This is a genomic window from Candidatus Nitrosopumilus sp. bin_6a, from assembly GCF_054095695.1.
On record NZ_JBSWSR010000003.1, the window covers coordinates 1 to 25,551 of the forward strand.

Consider the following 25,551-nt stretch of genomic DNA (forward strand, 5'->3'; position numbering starts at 1 on the left):
AGATACAGCAAAGGATCCACAAAGCTATGTTGACAGATACAACAATGAGGCAAATTATAAGAAATGGTTTGATGAAAACTATTCACAGTATGATTCTATTTACCAAGCAGTAGGATTAGATGAGCCAAAAACATTGGCACCATTTGTAGATCCAAATTTGGATCCACAATACTATATCGATAGATACTCTAAAGAAACAACATACAAGAAATGGTTTGATGAAAACTATCCAGAAATGACAATTTATGAGGCAGTAGGATTAGATGAGCCAAAAGTAAAAGAACCAGATTTTGGTCAATGTGGTGAAGGAACAAGATTAGTGGGAGAGATATGCACAATTTTTGATGAAATAGAATACGGTCAATGTGGTGAAGGAACAGAATTAGTGGGAAAAGTTTGTGAAATTATTGGTAAAAACAAAGTAAAAGAAAAACCATGGTGGAAATTTTGGTAATCAATTGTAAAGTTAAGTTTTAATCACAATACTATTTGAACATAATAAATGGGAAAATTAAGTAGAAATCTTAGAATTTGCGGGGATTGCGGAATTGCATATACCTCGGTAAGCTTTACAAAATACATTGATCAGTGTCCTATTTGTAACTCACGTAGATTTGAATCAATTCCTGTAAAATCAGCTGATGAACAACATTCATCATCATCGACATAGATTTTTTAGTAGAAAATAGAATCAATACGTATTGTCTGAAGATCCAGAAATTGCAAAAATTATGCAAAGAAAAATGGAAGAAATGCTCAAACCAAAGCCAGAACCTAAAATTGAGCCTGGAATCATAGATTTGAACGAATCTAACTTTGACAAAACAATATCTCAAGATAATCCAACACTAGTAGATTTTTGGGCTGAATGGTGTGGACCATGTAAATCCATGCATCCTGTATTTGAAAACTTGTCAAAAAAATATCCAAATGTAAAATTTGCAAGAGTTAATGTTGATCAAAACCAAAATATCTCAATGAGATTTGCGGTACAATCAATTCCGACGTTTATCATGTTCAAGTCTGGACAGATAGTAGATAAAATGATGGGAGCAGTAGGAGCTCCTGGAATTCATATGATCTGCAAAAAACATTCTAAATAAGACAATTTTTTTGTAGTTCAAATTGAACAACTAACAATATTTCATTGAAATTTTTCTAAAGTAAAATAATGAAAAAGGTAGAAAAGAAAGACAATTTGGATAAGCAGGCATTATCTGAACTTGAATGCGAAGATGCAATAATTTCAGACAAGCAAAGATTTGGAAGAGTACGTACCAGTTTAATGAAGCATTTACGATCAGAGTATGGAGACGAGATTCCAAACAGAGTTTTATCTAGAATCAATAAAAGAGCATCAAATGGATCTTCTGAGATGAAAGAGTCAATGAGGAAATCACAATTGGGATATGATTTCGATTAGAATCATTTTTTTCATTTAGAATCTTTTTGTTTCATTTATTCTCATTTTGTTTTGTAAAATTTGTTCAGAGTATACAGCATCAAGGATATCATTACTGTATCATATGATTATGTAATGAAAACAACATACACTGTTGCTGCAATCGCAATGTTTGCAGTAATTTTAGGAATGAGTGCTCTTTCACCAGCAATGGCAGTTAAAGCAGACAAAATTTGGGTTTGCCACTTCGAAGATGATGAAGAAGTAATAGATCCGGATACAGGTTTGCCAACTGGAGAGATAATTCCAGCCCATTATTCAGTAATTCACATTAGTGAGAATGGATGGAATGGTCATCAAAATCATGAAGATGTCAATGGTGCTCAAGATTTTCGTGATGAAGTAAACAATGATGAAAACGTTGTAAGAGCAGAATGTGATGTTAGAACAGCAGCATTAGATGCTGTTGATCCAGCACCAGAAGATCCACTACCATAAAAAATCACATCAAAATCTTTTTTTCTTTTTTTAATCTAATAACCATAGATGGGTTCAATCTCTCTTTGAATTCTAACTATATCATTGAACACTTCTTGTTCTTCAGGACTAAGCTTGTGCATGAATTTTTTCAAAATTTGTTTTGCTTCATGTGATGGTGGGAATGTGTAGAATACTTCTTCTTCAAAGATTTGTCTTCCAATTGTAACATCTTTGACAGAACATGCAACCTCATCTCCTGCCTTTGCAGAAGATACAGTCTTTTTGTCTAGTTGTAGTTGGTGAATATATCCGACCTTGTGTCCTTTCATATTCATAAATGGAATCTTATGTTTTAGATTTCCAACATCAATACGAACTCCAAATACTGCAGGATTGTTATTTCTAAACACCATTCCCTTCATGAATGTGAATTTAGATATTGGTGTGAGTTCTGAGAACATTGCATCTTCTTCATTTGCAGAGTCTTCTTCAACCCAAGCATTATAGTTGTCAATTAAGCTATAGATTACTTTGTCTTCAAATAGTTTGATGTGATTTGTTTCTGATTCTTCTTTTGCATCAGGTAACACCTTGACATTAAATGACAAAACAACTCCCAAATGTCTATCATTTTCTTTGATAGCTTTAGCTTCAATGACATCTCGTCTAGTTACTGGACCAATGTCTGCTTTTGCAACAGGAACCTGTGAGCGCCTTAGCATCTCAATTATGGCCTCAAGTGAGCCTATAGTATCACATTTTAGAATCACTCCATTGGTTTCTGTGTCAACAAATACAGATTGCATCTCAGATTCGATAAGTTTAGTGTATTTGGCAATCTCTTCAGCATTTGTTGCAACATACAAAGTACTTCCTGGAAGGACTCCCTCAAGATCAGGTGATGCTATTTTGAGTCCAGCTGCTGCCTCCACTTGAGGGACAGGTTTGAACTTGTCTCTAGGATCACGCATTTCATCAAGAGGTTTTGGCAAGAGAAGTGCTTTGGGTTTTGTAACAATTACAGAGTCACGTTTTGCAACAACAATACTGTTTTCTTTTTTGATGATTCCATCAATTAGTATAATGTTTGCAGTTTGTCCCAACCCAATCTCATCTTTTACTTCAAGAACAATTCCACGTGGTTCTTTTTCTTCTTGATTGAGTCTTTTCTGGAGATATTGTTGAGTTAATCCGACTAAAACACTGAGTAATTCAGGAATCCCAACACCAGAGCGAGCAGATATTGGAACTATGGCAATTTCTGATTTAAAATCCTGCACACGATAAAATGCCTCAGACTTGTAACCCAGAATAGACAATGTTCCCACAACATCATACACTTTTTGATCTAGATCAGCTTGAACTGATGCATCCTGTTCTTTGATTGATTGTGAAATAAATTTTGTATCAGACTTTCGCCATCCAGATATTTGATCACATTTGTTTAGTGCAACAACAAATGGCACTTTTCTACTCTGTAAAATTTTAAGACTCTCATTTGTTTGTGGTTGAAATCCACGATTAACATCAACTACTAGAATTGCAATATCTGCTGCAGAGCCACCTCTGGAACGTAGATTTGTGAATACTTCGTGTCCTGGTGTATCAATAACTAAAATTCCAGGAACTTTGTTTTCGGATTGTTCTAGTTTTTTGTATAGTGGTCCACACATTTCTTTGATAGTCTCAGTTGGAAGAAAACTTGCACCTATATGCTGAGTAATTCCACCGGCTTCTCTGCCTTGAACACCTGTGCCACGAATTCTATCTAAAAGAGAGGTTTTTCCAGAGTCTACGTGACCAAGAACTGCCACTATGGGCTGACGAATTTGCAAATCAGATCACTCAAATGCTACCCTCGATTCGTGATCAAAACTTTCTTGTGAATCTGATGCGTGAATGATATTTTCACTAAACCCTAATCCAAAGTCTCCTCTAATAGAACCAGGATCTGCTTCAAATGATTTTGTTGCACCAATCATAATTCGTGTAGTGGCAATTGCATTATTTCCTTCAATTATTGCAGCTACTACAGGTCCAGATGTGATAAATGATGTCAACTCACCAAAGAAAGGTTTGTCTTTGTGAACACCGTAAAAATTTTCTGCTTGTGCTTGAGTAAATGTAAACATCTTTAATTTCAAAAGTTTGAAGCCTTTTCTTTCAAATCTAGATATGACTTCACCAACTAGATTTCTAGCTACTGCATCTGGTTTTACAATGAATAATGATTGTTCGGTCAATTCTACTTCTTTCTAATTCCGCCTTTGACGTATTTTTTTGTCCATTTTAGCTTTCTTGGATCACGTTTTAAGACTAGTGCATTCTTTTTACATTTTGCAGAACAAAACCATAATACAGTTCCGTCATTTTTAGCAAGCATAGTACCAGATCCTTTTGCAACAGGTCTGTCACAGAAATTACATGGTTTAACTAAAAGACTCATCTAAACACCTATTTGATTTTCTTTGCTTCTCTTTCAGTTTCTCTTAGCATTAGGATTTCTCCTGTTCTAATAGAACCTTTGACGTTTCTTGTAAGAATTCTTCCTTTATCCTTACCAGTAAGAACTTTAACTCTAACTTGAATAACTTCACCGGCAATGCCAGTTCTACCAACAATTTGAATAATTTCAGATTGAACTACTTCTTCAGCGTTTTGACTCATTCTTGGGTCTTACCGCCTTTAATTTTAGCGATGGATGATACAACTTGGTCTACAATGTGTTGTGCATCACCTGCATCCAAAATTGCTGCAGCGGCTGAAGTAATATCAATACCTAAAGATTTGCCTAATTCCTGTTTGCTTGGAACAAATGCGTATGCTGCACCTTGTTCTTCACATAGAATTGGAAGATGGGCAACTACCTCTGGTGGTTCAACATCTTCAGCGATTACAATTAGTTTACTAGTACCACGTTCAATTGCCTTTGTTGCTTCGTTGGTTCCTTTCTTGACTTTACCGCTAGTTGATGCTACTCTAACGGCTTCTAAGATTGGATTTACGAGGTCTTCTGGCGTCTCAAATTTAACATAATATGATTTTCCCATACTTCGTCACCCTAGGGGTTCATTCTCCATTCTATCCATCGTTGCGTTTGGTTTTAAAAGTGTTATCTGGAAATTATTGAATTGACTTTTTCAAGATATTCAGACATCAAAGCATCCAATTTCTCTTGACTTTCAGCTTCTGCATAGACTCTAACAATAGGTTCTGTTCCACTGGGTCTAATCATTACCCAGTTTTTGGGATCAACTGTTATCTTGATTCCATCAGAAGTGTCAGCATTTGGAAATTCCTCGTTTAGGGCGACAATCAAGACAGGGACTTTTTGAGCAGGACATGCGACTTTGTCTTTGGTGGTAAAAGAAGGAGGTAAATTATCAATCTCTTCAGCAAGAGATCTTTCAGATGTTGCTAACAAGTCAAGCATCAATGCCAAAGTCATGCAACCATCTCTAACTTGATTATGTTTTCCAAACATGTAACCACCATTTTCTTCAAATCCAATTAATGCACCAGTTGGAACCATTTTTCTTGAGACTTCAACACTTCCCACTTTGGTTCTAATAACTTTGGAATTAAATTTCTCAGCTAAAACTTCAATGTTAGAACCAGAATTCAAACAAGTTACAACTAAAGAATTTGGATTTTTCTTTAGAATATGTTGTGTAAGTACTAGTGCAGACTTATCTCCAGTCAAGATATTTCCATTGTTATCACAGAAAATACTTCTGTCTCCATCGCCATCAAATGCAATTCCTACATCTGCGTTATGTTTTTGCACAGCTTTTGAAAGTTCAGAAAGATTTTGTGGTGTTGGCTCTGATCCACGTCCTGGAAATGTACCATCGATGTTAGGATTTACTAAAAATGTTTCACATCCAAGTATTTCACAAAAGTTAGGTGCAGATACTGCTTGTGCACCATTACCCAAATCTAAAACAACTTTGAAATGTCTAGATTCTATTAATTTAGAATCAATATGTGAAATAATTCCTTTAAGATATACTTCAATTGCATGATTTTCGGTTCCAGCAATTCCCCATGAATTAGATTTTAGCCAGTTTTTTTGTAAATAGATTTCCTCAATTACTAATTCATCTTCACGTGAGATCTCTACACCGTCTTTAGCGCAAGGTTTGATGCCATTGTATTGTGGAGGGTTGTGAGATGCAGTAATCATAATTCCTCCAGAATATCCCAATCTCTTTACTGCAAATTCTAAACAAGGAGTTGGTACTAGTCCTGCAACATTGCAATCAATTCCTAGTGAATTAAGAGCAGAACTCACAACCTTACATATAACAGGACTTGATTCTCGTCCATCATATCCAATTAACACCGGTCCTTTTTGAAAATATGTTCCAATTGCAAGTGTCATATCATGAACAAACTCTAATGTGAAATCTTCATCAAAGACTCCACGAATTCCATTTGTTCCAAAAAATTTTGCCACATTATTGTGCAATAATAGATAAATTTGTGTTTAATGGCTAATCCGTTGCGGGAGTCGCCCAGCCTGGTCAAAGGCGTAGGGCTTAGGACCCTATATCTCAGGATTTCGTGGGTTCAAATCCCACCTCCCGCATTATTTTGATTTCTGTGAATGATTAATAATGAGAAAATCCTCAGCAAACAAAGTCATGAAAAAGACAGTGGTTGGTATTACAGTAGTAGGAAAAGATAGAGAGGGAATTGTAGCTACGTTTACAAATTTTGCATTCTCCAAAGGCGGAAACATTGAGAAAGTAAATCAAAATGTAATCAAGAGTCTTTTCGGCATGTATCTAGAAGTATCTTTTTCAAAAACAATCGACGTCAAAAAATTTGATTCAGACATTCAAAGTCTTGCTAAAAAGGAAAAAATGGATGTCAGTACACATCACGAAACAAATTCACAGAAAAATATTGCTGTTCTAGTAACCAAAGAGCCACTGTGCCTTGAAACAATCATTGCAAATGCAAAATCATTGAAAGGAAAAATTTCAGTAATTATAGGTACGGAAAAAACACTAGAACCACTAGCAAAAAAAGCAAAGATTCCTTTTGTTGCAATAGAAGAAAAGATTCAAGATAAAGCAGAAGAGAAGATCATTAAAATTTGTAAACAATACAACATTGATTTAATTTCACTTGCAAGATACATGAGAATTCTTAGTCCTAACTTTGTTTGGAGATACCCAAATAGAATAATTAACATCCATCCATCATTGCTTCCTGCATTTCCAGGAGCCCTAGCTTATGCACAAGCTTATGAGAGAGGTACAAAGATTGTAGGGGTTACATCACACTATGTTACAGAAAACCTTGATCAAGGACCAATAATTTTCCAAGATTCATTCAAAGTAGATCCAAATGATACATTAGAAAAAATAAAAACAAAAGGACAAAATCTAGAAGCAGACACATTACTCAAAGCAATGAAGATGCACTTGGAAAATAAACTCGAAGTTCGCTGGAGAAAAGTTCACATCAAATAAGTGAATTAGATGACAGATATCAAAACTCAATTTGATCCAATTCTTAGAAAAGCAATATCAAAGAAAAAACAAGTTGCAATAATACCTGTAGGCTCAATAGAACAACATGGTCCACATTTACCAATATCAACTGACTCAGACATTGTAACTGAGGTTGCAAAAAGAATTTCTGAGAAATATGGATATCTTTTACTTCCTACATTAAATTATGGTGTTTCATATGAGCATGCACCGTTTTTTAATTTGAGTGTAAGAGAATCAACACTACGTACTGTTCTAACAGATTTGTGCTTGTCATTATTATCAAACAACATCAAAAAAGTTTTCATAATAAATGGGCATCATGGAAATCTAAAACCAATAAAGAATTTAGATGTAAAACTCAAGGAAATCTCAAAAAACAAACAGCAGGTATTTCCATTATCATATTGGCATTTTATGAAAAGAGAATTTGATCATGCAGGATTTGTAGAGACATCTCTAATGTTGGCTATTTCAAAAAATGTCAAAATGAATTTGGCAAAAAAAGGACTAATCACAGATGGAATGACAAAGCAACAGATTGCAAAGATAGGAAAACTGGCAAATCAATCATTTCCTAAAGCTACCAAAAATGGAATTTGGGGAGATCCTACAAAAGCCACAAAGAAAGAAGGACAAGTGATTTTAGATGAAATCATCAAAAACCTTGGAAAAAAGTGTCAAACTTGCCTTACTGGGCATAGCTCATAGTTTCACCAATGGAAATTTAATATAACGCCTCGATATCCTAGTCAATAAGTGATTATTGATGTCCGTTGATATGGCAGTAAAAGTATTGGATGAGAGTATCAATCAAGTCGTATTGATAAAACTCAAAGGAAACAAGACCATTAGAGGCAATCTTCTGGGTTTTGACCAACACATGAACCTGCTACTCGATTCTTCAGAGGAAATTCCTGCTGAAGGCGATTCTAAAAGCCTCGGAAGCATTGTAGTTAGAGGAGACAATGTCGTAATGATATCTCCTCCACCAGCACAGAATTAGGTGATTTGCAATGACTAAAGGTACAACTTCTATGGGTGGTTTTACAAAGAAGAAAGTTCACATTAGATGTCGAAGATGTGGTAAGAACTCACTTCACAAACGTCACCATGAATGTGCCAGTTGTGGATTCCCAGAGGCTAAACGCAGAAAGTATTCCTGGATTAAATGGTATACATAGATGCAAGAAATTGTTTTAATTCTTAGTTCATTAGCAGGCGTAGCTACAGCTGCTGCCGTACGTAAAATGCCAAGAGACAAAAATCAATTGCTCAGTCTCGGAGCTAGCTCACACATCAAAAGTCAAATCAGTTCATTGAAAATTGAAAAAGATATTCTAACTAAAACCATTTCAAGATTATACCAAGCAGATTCTGAATTTTCTAAAATTCAGAAAGACAAGTTGTTACTAAAATATCAACACCAATTAGGAATTGTATTAGCTAAATTAGAAAAACTCGAGCAAGCAAGCAATCATCCAGACTTGGGTCCAGTTGGTGATGGTTTGATTACATTAATGGATCAAAAATTATCAAAACTAGATGATAGATTGTATGAATTGTCATCAAAGATGGTAAGTACCAATGTTGAGACACCAAAAGTAAAAGATCCTGAAGTAAAACAAGAAACAAAACAGAGAGTATCTGAAATATTCAACTTTGATAAACCAAAAGAAAACAAGATGGAACCAATTGAGATTCCACCAACAAGATCAAGACAATCATTTGAATTAACAACTCTTACAAATATTCCAAGAAAAGAGCCAAAGTTCCCATTGTTTGAAGAGACAAAACAAGTTGTAAAACCAATGCCGCAAGCAAGAATAATCCCAACAGAGACAATCAAGCCAAAAGAAGAAATCATTCAAGAAATTATACAACCAAAGCCAAAAGTTGAAGATAAAATTGAGATCGTCCAATCAGTAACAAAACCTGAAACTAAACTAGAGTCAAAACCTGACATTAAAAAAGAAGTTGCGAAAATTAATGAGCACAAGGCACTTCCAGAACCAATAAAAGAAAAACCAGTTACATTAGATGATGACTTTGATGATGATGCAGATGATTTAGACAAAATCAAAGGCGACATCATGAAAGTGTTATCAAAACTGGATCAAGCAGAGGTAGAATAATTGACATATGATGATGCCATTAAGGCATTATCAAATGATGCATTAAAATTTGTAAAAGATGATTATGTTATAGGATTAGGTAGTGGTCGTGCAGCAACTGCACTTGTAAAATCGCTTGCAAAATTAATCAAACTAAAAGGATACAACATTAGAGGAGTTCCAACATCGTTACAAATTAAATTAATTGCAGAAGATGGGGGTATTCCTTTGGTGGAAGCTGATCAAGTGCAACACATTGATGTGGTATTTGATGGAGCAGACCAAATTGATTCACAAAAATATGTAATCAAAGGTGGTGGTGGTGCATTGCTAAGAGAAAATATTTTGTTTAGTCTTGCAAAAAAAGTTGTAGTGATGGCAGACAAGACAAAGTTTGTAAAAAATTTCACAAGAACGGTTCCAGTAGAAATCCATCCACTTGCAAGAAACTCTGTTATAAAATCAATTAAAAAACTAGGAGGGGAATCTCAGGTTCGCTCACTTGATAGAGGATATCCGTTCTTTACAGAAAATGGAAACATAATTTTGGATTGTGATTTTGGAACAATAAAGAATCCTAAAGTACTTACTCAAAAGATAAAACAGACTCCAGGAGTCTTAGAATCAGGAATATTTCTTAGAAAGCCTGATGTGATTTACAAGGCCAAAGAAAACGGCAGATTTGAAATCATTTAGTCAAAGTAAAAAAAGAAAAAATTAGATTTTTGGAATTATTTGATTAGTTACATGCTGCACAAGTACAGCCTGTACCACAATTACAAATTCCATCTTCGGAACAAGAACATCCTTCTTCACCATCTCCACAGGAGCATCCGTGTTCACCATCTCCACAGGAGCATCCGTGTTCACCATCTCCACAGGAGCATCCGTGTTCACCATCTCCACAGGAGCATCCGTGTTCACCATCTCCACAGGAGCATCCACTTTTATCATGCATGAATTTCATGTCATGTTTTCCATCCATCATCTTTGACATGTGTTGCATGTGATCAGCAAAACTCATGGACTGCATCTTCTCATACATTTCATCAAGCATCTTCAACATGTGAGATTTTTCTGAATCAGACATCGAATCCCATGCTGATAAAAGTTGAACTCTATGAAGTTCGAAGAGACGTTCCATTTTGCTCATAGCAAAATTGGAACTGATGGAAGATTTTCCAGTTGGAGCAATCTCTTTTTTTGTTCCTTCTTTTGTAAAGTCTTCTGCGGTACATAGTCTGTCACCACAAACTTTGTTACTTGTTGCTTGTCCATACTGTTGATTTTTTACCCCTGTTGCTTTTGCGGCATCAGCAGTTTGAGTCATATCAGATGGAACAATCATTACCATTGAAAGGATAATTGCAACAACTACCAAAGAAAAGTACTTTGTTTTCATTGTGAATAATAGAAAAAAATCATATAAATTAACACTTATCTTTCTCAAGTTTGAAATTAAGAATATTCAGTATAGATAGAAAGTTTAATTTTTAATTATCTATTCTTATCAAACGGACCTTGATGATCAGTTAGGCAACAACCACATTGTTTAGAATAACATTCATCAATTTTTTCATGACCACAAGAGCCACAATGACAGAAATTGTCACCTACCATGACTTATTATTGTAAAATTCCTTGAAAAATAAATCGGATGTTGTCAATTCTGAGAATAAGGCAATCATTGAAATAATTTATGACTTATTATTTGCATGGCAAAAAAACCTGTAAAAAAAGTTGCATCAACACCAGCAAAGTCAAGTTTTTCTGAATTTGACAGTGTTTTTGATAATTTTAGAAAAGATTTAGAAAAATCATTTTCTTCATTTCCAAGAATAGATTTTTCACCATTTCCAAAATTGCATGAAACTGGATGTGACATAATTGATGAAGGGAACCAGTTTAGAATGAAGATGAATATGCCTGGATTGAAAAAAAATGAAATCAATCTCAATGTAACAGACAATTCAATTGAAGTGACTGGTGAACATAAGGAGGAAGAGAAGAAAAAGAATTACTTACGAAAAGAAAGACACAGTATGTCATATTATCAGACCATACCATTATCTGAAAAAGTAATTCCTGGAAAAGTAAAAGCAAAACTTACTGATGGAGTTTTAGATGTTACTCTTCCAAAGAATAAGCCAACTACTCCACAAAAGAAAAAACCTGTAAAAGTACAGTGATTTTTTTTTTGATTTTTTACTAAGAAACAAACTGAAAACGATCTTGTTTGTAACCTTCTTGTAATTTGTCCTCTATGGGGATTTTATTTCCACAATACTCACAGCAATTTTTCTTATCAAGATGCCATTCTCTAATGCTGAATCCATAACGATTAACAACTATCTTATTGCATTCAGAACAATACGTATGCTCCCATTTGTGGCCAGGAACATTTCCTAAATACACATACTTTAACCCAACATCCTTTGCAACTTGATAGTGTTTTTCCAAAGTTTCAACAGGAGTACTAGGATACTCCATCATTTTATAATCAGGGTGAAATCTCAAAAAATGAATTGGCATTTCAGGCCCAAATTCATCATAAATGAATTTTGAAAGTTTTCTTGCATGTTCTAAATCATCACCTACTTTGGGTACGATCAAGTTAGTAATTTCTACATGGATTTTTGTTTTATCCCTAATTTCTAATAGAGTGTCAAAGATTGGCTGTGGATCAGGGACTCCAATAAATTTTCTAGTAAATTCTTTTTCCGCATTTCCCTTAAAATCGACAGTAATTCCATCAAGAAATTCATTCATCATTGAAACTGATTCAGGAGTATCATATCCATTTGAGACAAAAACATTGAACAGTCCTTTTTTTCTTGCAGCTAGTCCACAATCACGTGCAAACTCGATGAAGATAGATGGTTCATTGTAGGTGTATGCAATTCCATGTGCGCCATATTTGACTGCAGTATTTGCAACATCATCAGGAGTCATATCAATTCCCTCAACTGTTCTACGCTGGCTGATATCAGAATTTTGACAATATCTGCAGAGCCAATTGCATCCAGTTGTTGCAATAGAGTACACCTTACTGCCAGGATAATAGTGAATTAGTGGTTTTTTTTCAATAGGGTCAACGTGGCCTGAAATTACTTTACCATACGCATATAGTTGCAGTTTACCATTTTCATTTCCTCTAATTCCACATAAACCGATTTGGCCTTTGCCAATCTCACAATATCTAGCACAAGCAGTACATTTTACCTTATCATTAGGCAATGTCTCATAAAGTTCTGCTTCTTTTCCCAGTATTTCCGTCAATGTTTTTTATTGTGTTTTAACATATTTAACAAGTATGAGGGAATCAAAGAAATTTTCTGATGCTGATGGAGAAGAACTAGTAAAATTTGCTCGAAGAGCAGTTACAGAATTTTTAAAAAATAATTCAAAGATTGATGATGATGAATTTAATTCCAAATTTAATTTTAGTTCAGGTGTATTTGTTACATTAAACAAACAAGATTCGTTAAGAGGATGTATAGGATATCCAATTCCAGTAAAAAAATTATCTGACGGATTAATTGATGCTGCAATATCTGCTGCGACTCAAGATACACGATTTAGCCCAGTGAGTTCTGATGAAATAGACAAGATTACTTTTGAAGTCACAGTTCTTACTCCGCCTGTTGAAATCAAAGTAGAACAGTTCAAGGATTATCTCAAAGAGATTAAAGTCGGTAGAGATGGATTGATTGTAGAGAATTCATGCTCGTCAGGTTTGCTATTACCACAGGTTCCAACTGAATATGGTTGGAATGTTGAAGAATTTCTTGAATACACATGCCAGAAAGCTGGACTAGACAAAGAGGCATGGAAAGATATGGATACTAAAATCTCAAAATTTGAAGGTGTAATTTTCAAAGAAGAGACGCCTAATGGAAACATCATCAGAGAATCATCTGATGATTTTTTATAAAATAATAAACAAAACAAGGCAATGATCAGAGAGCCAGTAGTTGCAGGGCAGTTTTACCCTGGAACAAGCACAGAGTTGAGGAATATGATAAAACAGTGTATTGAACATGAATATGGCCCAGGTAGCAAGCCTAGTACATCAAATGAAAAAATTTTTGGAATAGTTTGCCCTCACGCAGGATATATCTATTCAGGTCCTACTGCATGTCATTCTTACAAATCAATTGCATCACAAAATCCAAAACTTGTAATCATTATTGGACCGAATCATTTTGGAGTAGGGAAAGACGTAGCCACAATGACAGATGCACAATGGAAAACTCCTTTGGGAATGGTTCAAGTGGATTCAGATTCCGCAAAAGAGATAGTTGAAATATCAAATTTCATTGAAATTGACGAGTATTCTCATTCCCAAGATCATAGTTTAGAAGTACAAATTCCAATGTTGCAAGAAATTCTTTCAAATGATTTTCAGATTCTTCCCATAATTTTACGATCACAAAACATGAGTACTGCAATAGATGTTGGAAATGCAGTTTCAAGAATTGTAGAAAAGAAAAATGCAATAATTGTTGCATCATCAGATTTTACACATTATGAGGAAAATTCTTTTGCACATCAACAAGACAAAGCATTGATAGAACCAATTTTAGAAATGAATTTAGAAAGATTCTATCAAGTATTAAATGAAAGAAAAGTAACTGCATGTGGATATGGTGCAATTGCATCAACGATGATTGCATGTAAAAATCTCGGCGCAAAAAAAGGCGAACTACTAAGTTATGCAACAAGTGGTGATGTATCAGGAGATACAGAATCAGTTGTAGGTTATGGATCTATCAAATTTGTTTAAAACTGTGTTTACTTTTTTCCAAATTTACCATGTAATGGAACAAAAACATATTTTGAATGATTTTTAATCTCAACTATTCCTTGAGAGGTTTTTTGTAACAAAACTAATGACTGGGAAGAATCACCAACAGGTGCAATTATGAGCCCATTTTCCTTTAGTTGATCAAGTAAAGGCATAGGAATTTCAGAACACGCAGCAGTTATTATGATTCTATCATAGGGCGATGCTTCAGAATATCCAAGACTGCCATCGCCTAAAATTACATGTACGTTGTCAATGTTTAGTTTTTTCAGATTTTCTTGTGCGAATCTTACTAGTTCTGGATGTCGCTCAATAGAATAAACATCTCCCTTTCCTACCAAGTAAGAAAGAATTGCACTCTGCCAGCCTGAACCAGTGCCAATTTCTAAAATTTTTTGTCCATCTTTTACATCCAACCATTCTGTCATTCTTGCAACAACTCCAGGTTGAGAAATGGTTTGATTCTTCATGATTGGGAGAGGTTCGTTGTTATATGCATAATCTAGTTCTGATTTTGGAACAAATTCATGTCTTGGAATGTTTCTTAATGCAGATTCTACACGATCATCAGTTAGAAATTTTGAATTTTTCAGATGAATAATTAAATCATTTATTGCAGTGTGATATTTTTTTTCAGTTTGAAATTTTCCCATCTAGTATAATGTCTTTTTTATAATTAAAACACTTGGTGTGTTTTCATTTTTGATTTTAGATTAGTTTTCTGAATCAGGATTATCATGTCTAATTGTATTCATGAAATCTTGATGTTCTAACATTAATTCCATCATTTGATCTCTTAACATTGGATCATCCATTACTGCATTTAGCATGGGTTCCATCAATTGATTGGACATCATTGCCATGTGGGAAGGATCTTCAAGCATCATAGTATGCATATCTTGAACCATTTCAGGATTAATCCACATGTGATGCATCATATCCATCATTCTATTAGAATTTGAAAACCCCATAAAGTGTGAATCAATTTTGTCAGAATTCATTGAATGTGAAATAGAATGTTCTTCATAATCAGGGCACCAAGCACATTGAGAATGATGCATTCCTTGTCCCATTCCAGAACCCATCATTGAATCATGGACTGAATCCATCCATTTTGAATTCTGTTTCATCATTGTTTCCATATGTGAGTGATTTTTCATGATTTGAATCATTTTTTCACGTAATTCGGGATCACTAGTCATAGGACCTAACATATTTTTTAATAATTCAGGATTACCATGCATTTGAGATACCCAATCAACCATTGTATTACTTACCAGGGTAGAATCATTTTGCATCATTTCATGCCAATGAAACATCATATTCTTGTTTGATGCTATCGCATCTTTTAGATTATTCATCATTTCAGGATGTTTTTCCAAAAATTGTTGATTGTGATGGCCATACCCTCTATCAACTAATTTCAAATATGTTGATGGCATAACACATGAAGGATTTCCATTACTTTTTTGTAACAACAAATATCCAGGTTTACAAGTGATCATATCAAGATCTGCAAATTTTTTCCACTGTTGATGTGGAGACATTTCTTGAGCAAGAGACGTTTCAAAATATGTAGAACTTATAGTAATTGTGAAAATCATAGTTAAGAGAAACAGAAACTTTAGTTGCAATATGAACAATCAGAGTTTTTCACTTAAAAAGTAATCGTGAAAATCAAAGTGAATTATTTTGAAAACAAGTTAATTTTTCTTTCAACTAGTTTACCATGACCAAGTTTGCCAATCACTTCAAAGTTATCAGCGACCAGTTCTCCCCTAACAATTGTTTTTACAGGCCATCCTTTTAGATTTCTTCCTTCATATACAATATAATCAGAGAAGCTACCAAACAAATCTGAGGTAACAATTTTTTCTTTTTTCAAATCCAACATGACCACATCTGCATCAGAATCTTTTTCCAATGTTCCTTTTTGAGGATACATCCCGAATATTTGAGCGGCATTTTGGCTGGTAAATCGTACAAATTGTTCCAAGGTTATTCTATTTTGATTAACACCATCATTAAGCAAAATAGGAATTACCGTGCCTATTCCAGGGAATCCAGCTAGGGCACTCCATACATCATCTCCCCCTAACTTGAGTTTGAGTTGATTTGCAACATGATCAGTGCCTATTGTGTCAATTTTGTTGTGAGATAGTGCATCCCATACAGCCTTTCGATCATTTTCTGTCCTGATTGGAGGCATTACCTTTGCAAGATAGCCAGATTGTTTCTCATAAGAGAGCGTCAGATAATGAGGACATGTTTCAACGAAGATTTTTGTTCCAAGTTTTTTCTCTTCTTCAATTTGTTTTAGTGCACGTTCTGAACCAATGTGAACAAAATAAATTACACAATCATAGTCTCTGCCAAATTTTGAAACTGTTTTGATTGCTTTAGCTTCAAATTCAGGAGAACGGCTAGAAGACCATGCAGATAATCCATCCTGATGTTTTTCTTTTGCGGTTTTAATTCCACACCCACATGACTCATAGTCTTCAGCATGAACTAATACAGGACAACCAAGCTCAGCTGCAGTCTTTACAGTTTGTTCGACAATTTCATCTGTAACATCAACTTGAGCTGCAACAAGGTTTTGGGAATTTGGTGGCATATCCATGTATACATGTCCAACTTCACCGCCAAGATTCATGTAAATTTTAAAAGATGTGATTCCCTTTTCAACACACAGATTCATCTCATTGATTTGCTGTGTAGTAAAGACAGAAGCGTGTATTGTATAATCAACATAATGATTTTCAGATGCAGAATCAAGTTGAGACTGTAAAGAACTAGAGAAAGGATCACCAAGTCTTAACATGCGCATCATTGTAGTAATACCACCTATTGCTGCAGCATGAGACTCAGTTTTTGCAGCTTCATTAATTGGAGAATAAACTCCGTAATGAACATGAGTGTCAATTGGTCCTGGAATCGAAACTAGTCCTGCCCCATTGATTTTATGATCACATGCAGGTGTATCAGTTGTAAATCCTACAATTTTTCCTTCATCAATTAAGATATTTTTCTCAACCATTCCCTGAGGAAGGATAACATGTGAGTCAGTGATTACAGTATCAATAGTCATCTGTAAATTTTATGAAATTGAGGCTATTATGCGTTGAGACAAATATTATGCTTAAGTTCATACAGAAAAACCTGTTTTGACTTGGAAACAGGTATTAAAATTGTCAGGATGATTTAATCTAATGATTTCTACGAATTCCTCTTAAGCAATTTCTCTATTGTTTGTTCAATGACTAGACTACTGTATGCCTCAATCATTGCTTCTGTGAAATATAGAATTTAGTCAACTTTCTTGAGAAAATGAATAAAAGAACAACAGAAAAGAGATATTCTGGGGCCGGTGGTTTAGGAGTATAATGCCTCGTTCGCAACGAGGATGTCGAGGGTGCGATTCCCTCCCGGTCCACTTTTCCAGAAACTATTATACATAAATAAAAAAATAGAATCAGTATGGAAGGTTTTGACGGGAAAAAAGCTGCACAAGATTACATGTCAAAGCATACTTTAGCATTCTCTACACCAGAATTAACTCTAATGAGATTTGCTTTTTGGTTAGGAGATTCGGTTCCAGATCCAAAAAACGAAGGGAAAGGAATTCCAAGAATGATGACATATTTGGTAGAGCAAGACTTTGAACCGGTCTTAATTGATGATGAAACATATGTACCATCAGGCGCAGTAAAAAGTTCAGCTCTTGTTGGAAATGCATACAATGAACAAATTTCAAGTGGAAAGTTTTGTTCTGAATGTGGCACTAGTCTTTCAGCTACAGCAAAATTCTGTCCTGAATGTGGAACAACACAAGAATAGAAAAATAATTTTTAATCACTAGTTTTATGCTTTAGTGCCACATTTTGTACAAAACTTTGCACCAGCTCTAAGTGGAGCACCACATGAAGAACATCCATTTCCACTTTGTGGTGGCATTGTTTGTCTTGGCATTAAAGATGGATCAGGAGAGGGTAATGTTCCAACATCTCCAAATGCTTCTTTTGCAGATACAATTCCAGGTGGGCCTCCTCCTATTGGATTTTGTGCAGTTCCAGCTCTTGGTGGTTGTCCCATTCCACCTGCCATCATTCCAGGTTGACCCATTCCAGGCATCAAACCAGGAGATTGGGTATTTCCAGAACCAGTCCCTATTGATTTTTTTAATTCAAAGATTACTTTGATTGCTAAAAATTCCAATGCAGAATATGCAACAGTATAATCACCTAATTTTTGAAAGAATTCTTTGTCACTAAGTTGACCTTTTTTGTACATGTTATTTGTATCTAGAAATGATTCATAGTATCCTTGAGACTCATCAAACAAACTCTGTAGTTTATCAAAGAGCATGTTCAGTGTATCTACTTCTCCAAATGACATAATCTCACTCTGTTTTTGGAATATTAATTACTTTAGGATCAAAAAAGAGAAAAACGTGTGTTTGGAATTATGCAAGTGCTCTATCAATCATACCTTGGTATGATTCTTTAGATGCGGCACCCACTTGTTGGCTAACTATTTCACCTTTGTTTAATAGGATTAAAGTTGGAATACTAAAGACATTGTATTTTGATGCCAATTCATTGGCTTCATCAACATTAACCTTGACAAATTTTACTTTGCCATCATAGTCAGCTGCCAGTTCTTCAACTACTGGACCTACCATTCTACATGGACCACACCATTCGGCCCAAAAGTCTACAAATACAGGAATGTCAGAATTTATGACATCTACTTCCCATGATTTTGCATCTGAAATTTGTGTTACAGCCATTCTAACATTATTTTATTACACATACCTAAAAACGTTCACCAGAATTTACACCGTATTTTTTGTAGTAAAATTAATTTTGATATATACTTAAATGACGTTTTGGTAAATCTGAGATATGAGTTCAGAACTTAGACTTAAAAAATTACGAGGATCTGGAGGCTATGTAATGGCTACTGTTACAGATGAACAACAAATGAAAGGAAACCTAGGTGGTCCAGATCTGTTTTTAGCACCAATTGGAAGATTAGATCCAGATAAAATAACTAAACACTTTTGCAACACTTGTGAGAAAGAATTTGAAGGTCCTCCAAAAATTGAATATGAAAATCCAAATGAGGAAGTTGCAGAAAATCTAATTCTTGCAGAGCGAGGTCAATACATTTGTAATTCATGTAATGCTTCAATTGCAGAATACAGAGACTTCAAAAAAGAAGATGAAGCAGGAGAAGTTGGAAGTGCAAAACCATTAGAACCTCAAGTTCAAAATACACCACAGCCAGAAACTATATCTCAACAAGTAGCACAACCTGCAACAACTCAACAAGAGACAGTTACTAAACCAAGTCCAGCAACTTCGGTTACTTCAATTGAAGGAAAAATAGTATTTGATGAAAATGCAAACAAGATAGGAACTGCAAAACAAGTTGGAATTGATTCTACTCAATCAATGGTTCTCGTAATTACTAAAGATGATGGCACTGAAGGTAGTATACCTTGGAGTAGTATCAAAAAGATTGGGGAAGTAGTTCTTTTAGGAAAACCTCAAGAGGCTGCACCTCAACCAGGAAAATGCTCCAACTGTGGATTTGGAAATAAAGAAGGTTCCAAATTCTGTGAAGAATGTGGAAATAAGATCTGATAGTCAGTAAATTTAATCAATGGTACTAAAGGCGATAATATAATTGGCAAAAAGATCAGTACCAAAAGGAGTTATCAAAGACATCATAATTGTCGGTGTCGGAGTTTTAGTAATATGGATTGGTCTACAAGTTGCATTTGGAACTCAGAACCCATTTTATGTTGTTGCAAGTGGAAGCATGATTCCAGTTTTACAAGTTTATGATGTCTTAATTGTTCAGGGTCATGAGCCCTTTGAAGATATCGAAGTAGGAGACATTATTGTTTTTAATCGTCCATCTGATCATAACAGAGTTATTGTGCATAGAGTCGCATCAATTATTCAAGAAGATCCTAAAACAATTAGAACCCAAGGAGATGCAAATCCTGCATCAATTCCTGGAACTGACTTTCCAATTACAGAAGAAGAATACATAGGAAAAGTAGCATATACACTTCCACAAGTAGGATATGTTACACAGTTACTGAAACCTCCAATTAATTATGCAATTATTGCAATAGTTGTGGGAATCATGGTCGTAAAACAGTTCTTAAAAAAGAAGAGTGAGAAAGAGCTTTCGTTTACAGATCCATTAAATTCAGAAAATCCAGATACTATTGAAGAATTATCAGATCTTGATAAAATTGAAAAAGATTCAGAATATTCAGAGCATGTTGAAGAAAAGATAGAAAAAAAAAATTCTGATGAAGGGCCTGAAGACTTAGCAAAAACATCCGATATTGAAGATAAATTAAAAGACATTGAAGAATCTATTGAAGAAGAACAAATAGATTCCAAGAAAAAAGATGAAAATCCAAAGAAGAAAGAAAAAGAATACTAGTTTTTAGAATTTTTCAGACAAACAGGTTCACATTATGCACATATGAAAAGTGCAATAGATCGTCCTGTTTGTTTGGTAGTATCATTGTGTCAAAATCATTAAAAAATAATCCTGATAAATCATAAGTTTCAAGAGTAGTACACCTTATCTAATACTAACAATTTTTTGTAAAGTTGAAAATAAAACCAGTGTTATAAAACAGAATCTTTTGTTTTAAAGACTCGCTTAAAGTAATCAGAGTTTTCTTTTGGTTCTTCAATATCATTTTTAATTCCAGCCAGATTTTTTGCCAAATTCTTTTTGTAACCAATTTGCATCTGTCTTTGGATTTGGATTCTTTGTGCCTGTGGTGAACCTGCACCATGCATGGATTCTGTAAGATATCCAACTGCATTTCTTCCAAGGGTCATATTTTCAATTAATCTTAAAATTCTCATTCTGTTTTCAACATCAACACCTTTTCTTCCAGCAAGGTATTTTTTGAGTAGTGGTCCAGCTTCTGGATGTCTAAAGTCTTTTTCAGATGGTAATGTAACTACTAATCCACCTGCAATGTCTTGTGCTAATCTGCTGATTTCATAAGGAAATCTAGTTACATTGTGTTTACAAACTTGGGCAAGCATGTCATCATTTAGATAAACACCAGATTTCATTTTCTGTCCTTGATGAGATGATGCAATACCTGCAGCAAAGATTGTTTCATTGAGATGAGTCATTTCAATAATTTTGTCTTTAATGTGAGATACCTTTGGAACACCGTTGTAATCTGCAATAGTTGCAGCTGCCCCAATTAACACATCACCAAGACCAGTTTTACATACATAACTACGTCTGTGATAACATGTGAATCTCTCTACAAGCATTGATGCAAATTCATATTCACCGTTCATGAAGACCTTATCCCATGGAATAAACACATTATCTAAAATTATCAAAGCTTCTTGTCCACCAAATTTTGCATTACCATCATCAATATCACCCTCCTCCATGCTTCTTGTGTCACAAGATTGTCTACCGTAAATGTAAGTAACACCTTTTGCATCTGCAGGAATTGCTCCAACAATAGCCCAGTCTTTATCTTCTTCAGTTAGTCTAATAGTTGGCATCAAAATTATCCAGTGAGAGTTGATACATCCAGTTTGGTGTGCTTTTGCACCTGAAACATAGACTCCATTTTCATCGGTTTTTACAATTCTAGTAAAGAGATCAGGATCTTCTTGTTCTGAGGGCCCTTTACTTCTATCACCTTTAGGATCAGTCATAGCACCTCCAATCACAAAATTTTCTTTCTGAACCATCTTTACAAATTCTAAGAATCGTTTATGATAATCAGTTCCATGTTTTTCATCAATTTCAAATGTAGTAGAATGTAATGCATTCATTGCATCCATCCCAACACATCTTTGGAAACATGTTCCAGTATTTTGTCCTAGTTTTCTCTGCATTTTATTTTGTAAAACTAAATCTTCTGCACTTTCTACAATATGTAAAAATCGATTAATTTTCAATCCAGATAGTGATGAGTTAGCTGATGCAAGTGCTTCTTCACGAACTGCCAAATCATAAGTTTCAGCAACAGCATTAATTGAAGGTCTAATAATTGGATGATCAACATAATTTTCTACTAATTCTCCAAAGAGGTAAATTTTAAGATCGCGACCTCTAAGACTTTCAATGTAATCATCACCTGTTACAATTGACTTAGCGCCATCAGTCATGTAACAATCTTCATTTCTATGTTGTATAAATATTCTAAATTGTGAAGAGTAAAATTTTAGGTATGAATTGCGATCAGAGTCCTATTCGAACATCTAGAATTTTACAACCTTTTCCTTTCTCCATGACTAATACAGGATTCATGTCTAATTCTTTGATCTCCTTAAAGTCAGAAACTAATTGGGATAACCTCTGTATACATTCAGAAAGTTTTACAATATCAGATGGTTTTTCTCCTCTAACTCCCTGTAGCAATTTTTGAGTCTTTATAGACGCAATCATATCATCAGCCTCCTTATCGGTAACTGGAGCAAGTTTGAATGTTACATCTTTTAGAACTTCTACGTAGATTCCTCCCATTCCGAGCATAATTACTGGACCAAATCCAGGTTCAAGTTTTGAGCCAATGATGAGTTCTTTGCCACCTTTGACCATTTCTACAATCAAAACACCTTTGATCTCTGCATCCTTGTTGTATTTTTTGGCATTTTTTACAATAGTTTTGAATGCATCTTTAATTTCAGCATCATTATTCAGATTAACTTTAACTCCTCCTGCATCAGATTTGTGGATGATTTGTGGTGATGCAATCTTCATTACGACAGGATATCCAATCTTTTTTGCAATCTTTACTGCTTCTGTTTCATTTTTTGCAAGAGCACTTTGTGGAAGTGGTAAGCCATATGCTTTCAGAACTTCCTGTCCTTCTTCTTCTAGAAGATTTGGTCTCTTTTCTTTTTTGACTTTGTCAAAGATCTTTTTTGCTTTTGTCTTGTTGACTTTGAATTTAGTGATTTTTCCTTCTTTAGTATTTACCCAAATTGCAAATTTTATCATTGCAGCTAAAGTTCTGATTGCCCCTTCAGCATATGTGTAATAAGGAACATCTCCTTTGGATAAAATTTCTCTATTAGTAATTCCTTCATCTAATCCCATCAGGCTTGCAAGCATTGTCTTTTTGTATTTCTTTGACATAGAAACAATTACTTCTGCAAGTTTGTCATAGTTGAGAGTTCCAGAAGGTGTACACATGGAAATAACAGAGCCGACTTTTGGATGTTTTAGAACCCTGTCCAAAACATTGTGGAATCTGTTAAAATCAGCATCTCCTACAATATCTACAGGATTTCTTGAGCTTCCCCAAGGAGGAATTACCTCATCAATCTTTGGACGAATGCTATCAATTTTTGCCATTCTAATTCCTGCTTTTGAACATGCATCAGTAGAAATTATTGCAGGTCCACCTGCATTTGATACAATCACTAAACCACCTGCTGTTGGAAGTGGTTGTTTTGAAAATGCTGTAGCATAATCAAAGAGCTCCTCCATGGTATCTACTCTAATTGCACCTGATTGTTTTAGTAAAGCATCATAGATTTCATCTGAGCCCATCAAGGCTCCAGTATGAGACATTGCAGCCTTTGCACCTTCTGGACTACGACCAGATTTAAGAACAAGGACAGGTTTTTTGAGTTTTTTAGTAATATTTTTACAAACTTTGAGAAATTCTTGGCCATTGCCCATATCTTCAAGATACATTACAATGACTTTGGTTTGTTTGTGATTTGCAAGGATCTTTAGAATATCAACTTCACTCATTGCAGCTTTGTTTCCAAGACTTACAACTGCAGAGAAGCCAATTCCTTGTGCACTTGCATCTTCAACTAATGCAGCACATATTGCACCACTCTGAGATACAAGTGCAATTTTTCCAGACTTTGGTGTGACTTTGAGAAATGTTGAATTCATCATTGTCTTTGGATCAAGATTCATCACTCCAAGACAATTTGGTCCAATGATTTGGATTTTGTATTTTTTAGCAATATCTTTAATTTCTTGTTCACGTTTTGCTCCTTCTTCATCTACTTCTTTAAAACCTGCAGTGATTATGATAACGCCTTTGACTTTTTTCTTTCCACATTCTTCTAAAACTGGTGCAACCAAAGTATTTTTGATTACAATGACTGCAAGGTCAATTGGTTTTGGAACATCTAAAACACTCTTGTATGCTTTTTTGTAAAATACTGTATCTCTAGATGGACTAATTGGAAAAACTGTTCCTTTGAAACCATTCATAATATTTGATGTGATAGTAGCTCCGACACTTCCTCTCTTGTCAGATGCTCCAATCACTGCAATTGATTTTGGAGATAAAAAGACAGATTCTGCCATGATATTTTGAATCTAAGGATTTTGTATAATAAAGTTATTCATAGAAATTTCTGATCTCTTGTTTTAGCTTCCCAACATTTTTCCTGCCAAATTTTCTTTTCTAGGAATCCAAAGAATGGATAAATTTGAACATTTGCCCATAATTTCCCATGCTTCTCGTGCCAATTTTCTCAATTCTTCATTATTTATTGCAAATTCATGATTCAATTGGTTTACTGTATTTTTAGAATCACTGTAAATTGTAATCTCCTCATCTGAATCAACATACTTGTTTAGTGCAGAAATTATTGCCAGATATTCTGCCTGATTGTTAGTGAGATTAGGTTTTTTTTCATAAAAAGACTCACCTGTTTCTTTAACAAAATATCCATACCCACTATCTGTTCCACCAGAACCATCAACGTAAATATTAATTCCCATCTTTATACAACCTCGTTATCTTTACAGTTAGATTTAGAACTACCATGTAAATAATTGTAGACATTCCTTGAGATACAATAGATGCCATATATGGATCGTAGTTTATAGTTAAAAAATAATATTGCAATACCCATCTTGTTACAGTATATACAACCTCAGCAATTCCTAGAGAAGTGATTAATTTTTTTAGATCATGCTTTAATTTTGCAGTATCAGTTTTACCAGAATCAAGCAGATATTTTTTTTTATTATCAATATAAAATAAAAAACTAAAAACTGAAAAATAGACTACGTAATCTGCAATTGTGGTATATGTTGTATTAAGAATATCGTCTTGATCAGATAAGACTTGAGCAATAATAGCTGAAATGATAATCGATGCAAAAAATGCCACAAGAACATTTTTGTTTAATTTTAGGTATTCTTGAAACACGTATTGAGATATAATTTGTTACAAATAAACTA

Annotated in this window: 33 protein-coding genes, 2 tRNA genes and 1 pseudogene; 19 read left to right on the forward strand and 17 right to left on the reverse strand. The window is 34.5% G+C overall.

What is annotated here, in order from left to right; translation table 11 throughout:
* From ACW9XA_RS03890 to ACW9XA_RS03910, 5 genes and pseudogenes are all read left to right on the forward strand, one after another.
* Positions 1 to 454, forward strand: a pseudogene (locus ACW9XA_RS03890) (hypothetical protein); the annotation flags it as partial.
* 48 nt (positions 455 to 502) lie between these two features.
* On the forward strand, positions 503 to 670 hold the full coding sequence (locus ACW9XA_RS03895) for a hypothetical protein (RefSeq protein WP_457763089.1): 168 nt from the start codon (positions 503 to 505) through the stop codon (positions 668 to 670).
* A gap of 31 nt (positions 671 to 701) precedes the next feature.
* Positions 702 to 1,103 (forward strand): thioredoxin, encoded by a 402-nt coding sequence (trxA, locus tag ACW9XA_RS03900; protein ID WP_457763090.1) that lies wholly within the window; start codon positions 702 to 704, stop codon positions 1,101 to 1,103.
* A gap of 68 nt (positions 1,104 to 1,171) precedes the next feature.
* Positions 1,172 to 1,423 (forward strand): hypothetical protein, encoded by a 252-nt coding sequence (locus ACW9XA_RS03905; RefSeq protein ID WP_457763091.1) that lies wholly within the window; start codon positions 1,172 to 1,174, stop codon positions 1,421 to 1,423.
* Positions 1,424 to 1,483: 60 nt separating this feature from the next.
* Positions 1,484 to 1,900 (forward strand): hypothetical protein, encoded by a 417-nt coding sequence (locus ACW9XA_RS03910; RefSeq protein WP_457763092.1) that lies wholly within the window; start codon positions 1,484 to 1,486, stop codon positions 1,898 to 1,900.
* A gap of 35 nt (positions 1,901 to 1,935) precedes the next feature.
* Here ACW9XA_RS03910 and infB read toward each other — a convergent pair whose 3' ends face one another.
* From infB to glmM, 6 genes are all read right to left on the reverse strand, one after another.
* A complete protein-coding gene (infB, locus tag ACW9XA_RS03915; RefSeq protein WP_457763093.1) occupies positions 1,936 to 3,717 on the reverse strand; it encodes a translation initiation factor IF-2 in 1,782 nt (593 codons plus the stop codon).
* Positions 3,718 to 3,723: 6 nt separating this feature from the next.
* Positions 3,724 to 4,125, reverse strand: coding sequence for a nucleoside-diphosphate kinase (ndk, locus tag ACW9XA_RS03920; RefSeq protein WP_457763094.1), 402 nt, complete (start codon positions 4,123 to 4,125; stop codon positions 3,724 to 3,726).
* A gap of 2 nt (positions 4,126 to 4,127) precedes the next feature.
* On the reverse strand, positions 4,128 to 4,328 hold the full coding sequence (locus ACW9XA_RS03925) for a 50S ribosomal protein L24e (RefSeq protein ID WP_014964376.1): 201 nt from the start codon (positions 4,326 to 4,328) through the stop codon (positions 4,128 to 4,130).
* Positions 4,329 to 4,336: 8 nt separating this feature from the next.
* Positions 4,337 to 4,549: a 30S ribosomal protein S28e gene (locus ACW9XA_RS03930; RefSeq protein ID WP_457763095.1), complete on the reverse strand. Its 213-nt coding sequence runs from the start codon at positions 4,547 to 4,549 to the stop codon at positions 4,337 to 4,339.
* Positions 4,546 to 4,932 (reverse strand): 50S ribosomal protein L7Ae, encoded by a 387-nt coding sequence (gene rpl7ae, locus ACW9XA_RS03935; RefSeq protein ID WP_300326928.1) that lies wholly within the window; start codon positions 4,930 to 4,932, stop codon positions 4,546 to 4,548. The genes ACW9XA_RS03930 and rpl7ae overlap by 4 nt, the downstream gene beginning before the upstream one ends.
* Positions 4,933 to 4,994: 62 nt before the next feature.
* Positions 4,995 to 6,341: a phosphoglucosamine mutase gene (gene glmM, locus ACW9XA_RS03940; RefSeq protein ID WP_457763096.1), complete on the reverse strand. Its 1,347-nt coding sequence runs from the start codon at positions 6,339 to 6,341 to the stop codon at positions 4,995 to 4,997.
* Between the two features lie 47 nt (positions 6,342 to 6,388).
* Here glmM and ACW9XA_RS03945 point away from each other — a divergent pair.
* From ACW9XA_RS03945 to rpiA, 7 genes are all read left to right on the forward strand, one after another.
* A tRNA-Leu gene (locus ACW9XA_RS03945) sits at positions 6,389 to 6,473 on the forward strand.
* Positions 6,474 to 6,528: 55 nt separating this feature from the next.
* Entirely contained in the window at positions 6,529 to 7,365 is an 837-nt protein-coding gene (locus tag ACW9XA_RS03950; protein WP_457763257.1) for a formyltetrahydrofolate deformylase, read from the forward strand.
* A 9-nt stretch (positions 7,366 to 7,374) separates the two neighbouring features.
* A complete protein-coding gene (locus tag ACW9XA_RS03955) occupies positions 7,375 to 8,097 on the forward strand; it encodes a creatininase family protein (RefSeq protein WP_457763097.1) in 723 nt (240 codons plus the stop codon).
* 58 nt (positions 8,098 to 8,155) lie between these two features.
* The gene (locus tag ACW9XA_RS03960) at positions 8,156 to 8,392 is read left to right on the forward strand and encodes an LSm family protein (RefSeq protein WP_014964370.1); all 237 of its coding nucleotides are present in this window, start codon (positions 8,156 to 8,158) and stop codon (positions 8,390 to 8,392) included.
* Positions 8,393 to 8,402: 10 nt separating this feature from the next.
* The gene (locus tag ACW9XA_RS03965; RefSeq protein ID WP_014964369.1) at positions 8,403 to 8,570 is read left to right on the forward strand and encodes a 50S ribosomal protein L37e; all 168 of its coding nucleotides are present in this window, start codon (positions 8,403 to 8,405) and stop codon (positions 8,568 to 8,570) included.
* The gene (locus ACW9XA_RS03970) at positions 8,571 to 9,521 is read left to right on the forward strand and encodes a hypothetical protein (RefSeq protein WP_457763098.1); all 951 of its coding nucleotides are present in this window, start codon (positions 8,571 to 8,573) and stop codon (positions 9,519 to 9,521) included. It abuts the gene before it with no gap.
* Entirely contained in the window at positions 9,522 to 10,196 is a 675-nt protein-coding gene (rpiA, locus tag ACW9XA_RS03975; protein ID WP_457763099.1) for a ribose-5-phosphate isomerase RpiA, read from the forward strand. It abuts the gene before it with no gap.
* Between the two features lie 43 nt (positions 10,197 to 10,239).
* Here rpiA and ACW9XA_RS03980 read toward each other — a convergent pair whose 3' ends face one another.
* Positions 10,240 to 10,902, reverse strand: a complete 663-nt coding sequence (locus tag ACW9XA_RS03980) for a hypothetical protein (RefSeq protein WP_457763100.1) — start codon at positions 10,900 to 10,902, stop codon at positions 10,240 to 10,242.
* Between the two features lie 313 nt (positions 10,903 to 11,215).
* Here ACW9XA_RS03980 and ACW9XA_RS03985 point away from each other — a divergent pair, with 313 nt between their 5' ends.
* Positions 11,216 to 11,689: an Hsp20/alpha crystallin family protein gene (locus ACW9XA_RS03985; RefSeq protein WP_457763101.1), complete on the forward strand. Its 474-nt coding sequence runs from the start codon at positions 11,216 to 11,218 to the stop codon at positions 11,687 to 11,689.
* Positions 11,690 to 11,708: 19 nt separating this feature from the next.
* On the opposite strand, the gene amrS is transcribed toward ACW9XA_RS03985, so the two are convergent.
* Complete coding sequence (gene amrS / locus ACW9XA_RS03990) at positions 11,709 to 12,779, reverse strand: AmmeMemoRadiSam system radical SAM enzyme (protein WP_457763102.1); 1,071 nt, start codon at positions 12,777 to 12,779, stop codon at positions 11,709 to 11,711.
* 34 nt (positions 12,780 to 12,813) lie between these two features.
* Between amrS and ACW9XA_RS03995 the strand changes: the two genes are divergently transcribed.
* On the forward strand, positions 12,814 to 13,434 hold the full coding sequence (locus tag ACW9XA_RS03995; RefSeq protein WP_457763103.1) for a TIGR00296 family protein: 621 nt from the start codon (positions 12,814 to 12,816) through the stop codon (positions 13,432 to 13,434).
* 21 nt (positions 13,435 to 13,455) lie between these two features.
* Positions 13,456 to 14,286: an MEMO1 family protein gene (locus tag ACW9XA_RS04000; RefSeq protein WP_457763104.1), complete on the forward strand. Its 831-nt coding sequence runs from the start codon at positions 13,456 to 13,458 to the stop codon at positions 14,284 to 14,286.
* Positions 14,287 to 14,294: 8 nt separating this feature from the next.
* Here the strand turns inward: ACW9XA_RS04000 and ACW9XA_RS04005 are convergent, their stop codons facing one another.
* The 3 genes from ACW9XA_RS04005 to ACW9XA_RS04015 are packed head-to-tail and all read right to left on the reverse strand — an operon-like array spanning position 14,295 to position 17,398.
* Positions 14,295 to 14,960 carry a protein-L-isoaspartate(D-aspartate) O-methyltransferase gene (locus ACW9XA_RS04005; RefSeq protein ID WP_457763105.1) on the reverse strand — a complete coding sequence of 222 codons (666 nt, stop codon included), beginning with the start codon at positions 14,958 to 14,960 and terminating at the stop codon, positions 14,295 to 14,297.
* Between the two features lie 60 nt (positions 14,961 to 15,020).
* On the reverse strand, positions 15,021 to 15,941 hold the full coding sequence (locus tag ACW9XA_RS04010) for a hypothetical protein (RefSeq protein ID WP_457763106.1): 921 nt from the start codon (positions 15,939 to 15,941) through the stop codon (positions 15,021 to 15,023).
* 53 nt (positions 15,942 to 15,994) lie between these two features.
* Positions 15,995 to 17,398 carry a dihydroorotase gene (locus tag ACW9XA_RS04015; protein WP_457763107.1) on the reverse strand — a complete coding sequence of 468 codons (1,404 nt, stop codon included), beginning with the start codon at positions 17,396 to 17,398 and terminating at the stop codon, positions 15,995 to 15,997.
* A gap of 273 nt (positions 17,399 to 17,671) precedes the next feature.
* On the opposite strand from ACW9XA_RS04015, the gene ACW9XA_RS04020 reads away from it, so the two are divergent.
* Positions 17,672 to 17,743: transfer RNA gene (locus ACW9XA_RS04020), tRNA-Ala, on the forward strand.
* A 44-nt stretch (positions 17,744 to 17,787) separates the two neighbouring features.
* The gene (locus tag ACW9XA_RS04025) at positions 17,788 to 18,147 is read left to right on the forward strand and encodes a zinc ribbon domain-containing protein (RefSeq protein WP_300327056.1); all 360 of its coding nucleotides are present in this window, start codon (positions 17,788 to 17,790) and stop codon (positions 18,145 to 18,147) included.
* A 24-nt stretch (positions 18,148 to 18,171) separates the two neighbouring features.
* Here the strand turns inward: ACW9XA_RS04025 and ACW9XA_RS04030 are convergent, their stop codons facing one another.
* Complete coding sequence (locus ACW9XA_RS04030; protein ID WP_457763108.1) at positions 18,172 to 18,705, reverse strand: zinc ribbon domain-containing protein; 534 nt, start codon at positions 18,703 to 18,705, stop codon at positions 18,172 to 18,174.
* Positions 18,706 to 18,772: 67 nt separating this feature from the next.
* Positions 18,773 to 19,099 carry a thioredoxin gene (trxA, locus tag ACW9XA_RS04035; protein ID WP_179361089.1) on the reverse strand — a complete coding sequence of 109 codons (327 nt, stop codon included), beginning with the start codon at positions 19,097 to 19,099 and terminating at the stop codon, positions 18,773 to 18,775.
* Positions 19,100 to 19,214: 115 nt separating this feature from the next.
* Here trxA (ACW9XA_RS04035) and ACW9XA_RS04040 point away from each other — a divergent pair, with 115 nt between their 5' ends.
* The gene (locus tag ACW9XA_RS04040) at positions 19,215 to 19,958 is read left to right on the forward strand and encodes a hypothetical protein (RefSeq protein ID WP_457763109.1); all 744 of its coding nucleotides are present in this window, start codon (positions 19,215 to 19,217) and stop codon (positions 19,956 to 19,958) included.
* Positions 19,959 to 20,001: 43 nt separating this feature from the next.
* The gene (locus ACW9XA_RS04045) at positions 20,002 to 20,778 is read left to right on the forward strand and encodes a signal peptidase I (RefSeq protein ID WP_457763110.1); all 777 of its coding nucleotides are present in this window, start codon (positions 20,002 to 20,004) and stop codon (positions 20,776 to 20,778) included.
* A gap of 191 nt (positions 20,779 to 20,969) precedes the next feature.
* Here the strand turns inward: ACW9XA_RS04045 and ACW9XA_RS04050 are convergent, their stop codons facing one another.
* The 4 genes from ACW9XA_RS04050 to ACW9XA_RS04065 all read right to left on the reverse strand — a co-directional run bounded on the left by ACW9XA_RS04050 (position 20,970) and on the right by ACW9XA_RS04065 (position 25,519).
* Positions 20,970 to 22,496 carry a 4-hydroxyphenylacetate 3-hydroxylase family protein gene (locus ACW9XA_RS04050; protein WP_457763111.1) on the reverse strand — a complete coding sequence of 509 codons (1,527 nt, stop codon included), beginning with the start codon at positions 22,494 to 22,496 and terminating at the stop codon, positions 20,970 to 20,972.
* Positions 22,497 to 22,569: 73 nt separating this feature from the next.
* Positions 22,570 to 24,666, reverse strand: a complete 2,097-nt coding sequence (locus tag ACW9XA_RS04055) for a 4-hydroxybutyrate--CoA ligase (protein WP_457763112.1) — start codon at positions 24,664 to 24,666, stop codon at positions 22,570 to 22,572.
* Between the two features lie 63 nt (positions 24,667 to 24,729).
* Entirely contained in the window at positions 24,730 to 25,086 is a 357-nt protein-coding gene (locus ACW9XA_RS04060) for a reverse transcriptase-like protein (RefSeq protein ID WP_457763113.1), read from the reverse strand.
* Positions 25,076 to 25,519: a hypothetical protein gene (locus ACW9XA_RS04065; protein WP_457763114.1), complete on the reverse strand. Its 444-nt coding sequence runs from the start codon at positions 25,517 to 25,519 to the stop codon at positions 25,076 to 25,078. The genes ACW9XA_RS04060 and ACW9XA_RS04065 overlap by 11 nt, the downstream gene beginning before the upstream one ends.
* Positions 25,520 to 25,551: the final 32 nt, after the last annotated feature.

What these genes read in the sequence shown, in the direction of transcription:
- ACW9XA_RS04060 (WP_457763113.1), bottom strand. Translation starts at nt 25,086, where the DNA reads ATGGGAATTAATATTTACGTTGATGGTTCTGGTGGAACAGATAGTGGG.
- ACW9XA_RS03905 (WP_457763091.1), top strand. Translation starts at nt 1,172, where the DNA reads ATGAAAAAGGTAGAAAAGAAAGACAATTTGGATAAGCAGGCATTATCT.
- ACW9XA_RS03955 (WP_457763097.1), top strand. Translation starts at nt 7,375, where the DNA reads ATGACAGATATCAAAACTCAATTTGATCCAATTCTTAGAAAAGCAATA.
- trxA (WP_179361089.1), bottom strand. Translation starts at nt 19,099, where the DNA reads ATGGCTGTAACACAAATTTCAGATGCAAAATCATGGGAAGTAGATGTC.
- ACW9XA_RS04040 (WP_457763109.1), top strand. Translation starts at nt 19,215, where the DNA reads ATGAGTTCAGAACTTAGACTTAAAAAATTACGAGGATCTGGAGGCTAT.
- ACW9XA_RS03895 (WP_457763089.1), top strand. Translation starts at nt 503, where the DNA reads ATGGGAAAATTAAGTAGAAATCTTAGAATTTGCGGGGATTGCGGAATT.
- ACW9XA_RS04025 (WP_300327056.1), top strand. Translation starts at nt 17,788, where the DNA reads ATGGAAGGTTTTGACGGGAAAAAAGCTGCACAAGATTACATGTCAAAG.
- ACW9XA_RS04015 (WP_457763107.1), bottom strand. Translation starts at nt 17,398, where the DNA reads ATGACTATTGATACTGTAATCACTGACTCACATGTTATCCTTCCTCAG.
- rpl7ae (WP_300326928.1), bottom strand. Translation starts at nt 4,932, where the DNA reads ATGGGAAAATCATATTATGTTAAATTTGAGACGCCAGAAGACCTCGTA.
- ACW9XA_RS03985 (WP_457763101.1), top strand. Translation starts at nt 11,216, where the DNA reads ATGGCAAAAAAACCTGTAAAAAAAGTTGCATCAACACCAGCAAAGTCA.
- ACW9XA_RS03930 (WP_457763095.1), bottom strand. Translation starts at nt 4,549, where the DNA reads ATGAGTCAAAACGCTGAAGAAGTAGTTCAATCTGAAATTATTCAAATT.
- ACW9XA_RS04005 (WP_457763105.1), bottom strand. Translation starts at nt 14,960, where the DNA reads ATGGGAAAATTTCAAACTGAAAAAAAATATCACACTGCAATAAATGAT.
- ACW9XA_RS04030 (WP_457763108.1), bottom strand. Translation starts at nt 18,705, where the DNA reads ATGTCATTTGGAGAAGTAGATACACTGAACATGCTCTTTGATAAACTA.
- ACW9XA_RS03925 (WP_014964376.1), bottom strand. Translation starts at nt 4,328, where the DNA reads ATGAGTCTTTTAGTTAAACCATGTAATTTCTGTGACAGACCTGTTGCA.
- ACW9XA_RS04055 (WP_457763112.1), bottom strand. Translation starts at nt 24,666, where the DNA reads ATGGCAGAATCTGTCTTTTTATCTCCAAAATCAATTGCAGTGATTGGA.
- ACW9XA_RS03950 (WP_457763257.1), top strand. Translation starts at nt 6,529, where the DNA reads ATGAAAAAGACAGTGGTTGGTATTACAGTAGTAGGAAAAGATAGAGAG.
- ACW9XA_RS03965 (WP_014964369.1), top strand. Translation starts at nt 8,403, where the DNA reads ATGACTAAAGGTACAACTTCTATGGGTGGTTTTACAAAGAAGAAAGTT.
- ACW9XA_RS03970 (WP_457763098.1), top strand. Translation starts at nt 8,571, where the DNA reads ATGCAAGAAATTGTTTTAATTCTTAGTTCATTAGCAGGCGTAGCTACA.
- ACW9XA_RS03960 (WP_014964370.1), top strand. Translation starts at nt 8,156, where the DNA reads ATGTCCGTTGATATGGCAGTAAAAGTATTGGATGAGAGTATCAATCAA.
- ACW9XA_RS04000 (WP_457763104.1), top strand. Translation starts at nt 13,456, where the DNA reads ATGATCAGAGAGCCAGTAGTTGCAGGGCAGTTTTACCCTGGAACAAGC.
- ACW9XA_RS03995 (WP_457763103.1), top strand. Translation starts at nt 12,814, where the DNA reads ATGAGGGAATCAAAGAAATTTTCTGATGCTGATGGAGAAGAACTAGTA.
- ACW9XA_RS04050 (WP_457763111.1), bottom strand. Translation starts at nt 22,496, where the DNA reads ATGACTGATGGCGCTAAGTCAATTGTAACAGGTGATGATTACATTGAA.
- ACW9XA_RS03980 (WP_457763100.1), bottom strand. Translation starts at nt 10,902, where the DNA reads ATGAAAACAAAGTACTTTTCTTTGGTAGTTGTTGCAATTATCCTTTCA.